Origin of the sequence: Mucilaginibacter sp. (genome assembly GCF_036383575.1) — a bacterium.
Taxonomy (GTDB): domain Bacteria; phylum Bacteroidota; class Bacteroidia; order Sphingobacteriales; family Sphingobacteriaceae; genus Mucilaginibacter.
Genome location: NZ_DASVOB010000771.1, coordinates 1 through 2,193, shown reverse-complemented (window position 1 = coordinate 2,193; position 2,193 = coordinate 1). Strand labels below are relative to the sequence as shown.

The following is a 2,193-nucleotide window of genomic DNA, read 5'->3' as shown; positions in this document are numbered from 1 at the left end:
TACTAAAATTTGCATCGATATAATTTTCAAGTTCCTGATCGGGAACTTTTCCTTTAAACCGCTCTCCCGCAATTGCTGTAGTTATAACGAGCAAGTCGTTAATCCCTTGCTCGTTTCCTATGATGAATTTCGTTCCAATTTTAGTCGCCATCTTAATTAATCAAATCTGTCTTGTCTTTTTGCTTATGTAAAAGTAGGCACGCATTTTTCTTTTCAGTTAACCTAAAGCGCCAGATATTTGAGGATTCCGGCCAGTACCGGGTTTCTTACTTTAAGATGATATTAAGAGGCGTTCTTTTGCCTGTCGTTTACCTTATGTCCTCAAGAAAAGCGGTCAGTTGCTTAACAAATAGCCCGGGGAACTGATATTGCGCGCCGTGATTGGAATCCGGGTAGATGATCAGTTGTGCATCGGGCAAATTCTGTTGGAGCAAAAATGAATTAACGGTAGGGAATATAATATCATTGTGCCCCGTTAATACGAACACTGGCTGTTTGATGGCCTTCAAATAAGTATAATCACCAGGGTTAATATTGGCCCAGCCTTTAATTGCGGCCGATTGCGCGGGGGCTACCTGCTCGCTGATCTTACTATCGCGATTTTCGGTTCTGCCATTTTTTACCCTGCTCAAAAATTCATTAGCTGCTTGTTGACTGGTTGGGGTTGGCGAAAACAAGGTTTCCAGCAAGATCTCGTATTCAGAAGGAAATTCTTTTGCAAAAATGGCCCAAACCTCCGGGGTAAAATCGTCAATTTCGTGGCCGCCGCGTGGGGCTGTGCCCAGTAAGATCAATTTATTAACGAGCTCGGGCCTGTCAAGTGTGACCTGTTGAGCTACCATGCCTCCCATGGAAAAACCCAGAAGATCGATCTTTTTTAAACCAAGCGCGTCAATAAACGCAGCGGCATCTTGAGCTATTGCCGCTATACTGTCAGGTGTTTCGCCGCCGGTGCTTGCAACGCCCCTGTTGTTAAAAATGATGATCTCACGCTCCCGGGCCAGCGCATCTAATACTTTAGGGTCCCAGTTTTCCATGGTACCGGTAAAGTGCTGAAGATGTACCAGCGGCAAACCTGCTTTGTTGCCGAAACGACGGTAAGCGAATGGAGTACCATTTACAGATACAAACTGAGTAGGGACGGTTGATGCGGTGTATTCGATATTAGTTTTCATGATTTTACTGAAAAATTTTTGTTTAAATTATTTACCCGAACTGCCGGGCAACAGAACAAAGGTGGGGCGTAACGTCTTCCGGAAAAGAAGCCATATGACACAAAATGGCGTTGACATTTGTCACGCTTTCTGCAATAAAACCGGAAATATTTAGAGAAGGGACAGTGCTTATTTAGTTAATCGCGCCGGGTGAAGTCTTTTCGGATACGGCTTAAGGTTTCACGGGAGATACCGAGATAAGAGGCAACCATATGCAGGGGGACGCTATTGAACACTTTGGGATATGTTTTTTGAAACTCAAGATATTTTTCTTCGGCCGAATTGCTGATCAGCGAATAGATCCGCTGCTGACTGGTTTCATATCCCCGCGCCAACAGTTTTTCATTGAATAGTTTCAACGCGGGGATGATTTCCTTTAGCTCTTCCCACTTCTCCTTGGTCCAAATAATAACTGAACTGGCTGCTAAAGCTTCAATGTTATATTCGGAAGGTTTTTCATGATTATAGCTTTCCTGATCGCTGATCCACCAGTTTTCCACGCCGAACCTCAGCGTATGGTCAGTTCCATCGGCACTAAACCGGTACAGGCGAAAACAGCCCGTGGTGATAAAACAAGTGATCTTCCATACTTCACCTTCGTGTAAAATAGATTGCCACTTACGGATCTTTCTTTCCACACTCGCGGCACGGATCAGCTCCATCTCCTCGTCAGAAATTTCAACCCATTGGCGTAAGTACTTTTCGAAGGCCTCAAACATGTTCAGCAAAGCTAATCAAATAGATATAGCAGGAAACACAAAGCCTGTTTACCAATTGTAAAACTTGGGTTATTCGGCAATGATTCGGGGTATTAGGTTAAGTGGTTGGCAGTTTTTTAATTCCCTCCCTTGGGTTTAAGTTTACCCACAAAATCTAAATGTGCACTAAACAGGGTTGAGAAATCAAGTTTATAATTAGGAGACCCCGCTGGAGTCGACTATTTTTTTTAATTATCTATAAACAGGAGGCCTCTCTGAGG

2 protein-coding genes are annotated in these 2,193 nt (G+C 43.7%); both read right to left on the bottom strand.

Features of this window, described 5'->3' with window-relative positions; translation table 11 throughout:
• Positions 1-308: 308 nt before the first annotated feature.
• Complete coding sequence (locus tag VF500_RS27410; protein WP_330862714.1) at positions 309-1,175, bottom strand: alpha/beta hydrolase; 867 nt, start codon at positions 1,173-1,175, stop codon at positions 309-311.
• Between the two features lie 176 nt (positions 1,176-1,351).
• On the bottom strand, positions 1,352-1,933 hold the full coding sequence (locus VF500_RS27405; RefSeq protein ID WP_330862713.1) for a Crp/Fnr family transcriptional regulator: 582 nt from the start codon (positions 1,931-1,933) through the stop codon (positions 1,352-1,354).
• Positions 1,934-2,193 lie beyond the last annotated feature (260 nt).

Excerpts from the sequence above, each read along its gene's own strand:
- VF500_RS27410 (WP_330862714.1), bottom strand. The coding sequence starts at position 1,175 with ATGAAAACTAATATCGAATACACCGCATCAACCGTCCCTACTCAGTTT.
- VF500_RS27405 (WP_330862713.1), bottom strand. The coding sequence starts at position 1,933 with ATGTTTGAGGCCTTCGAAAAGTACTTACGCCAATGGGTTGAAATTTCT.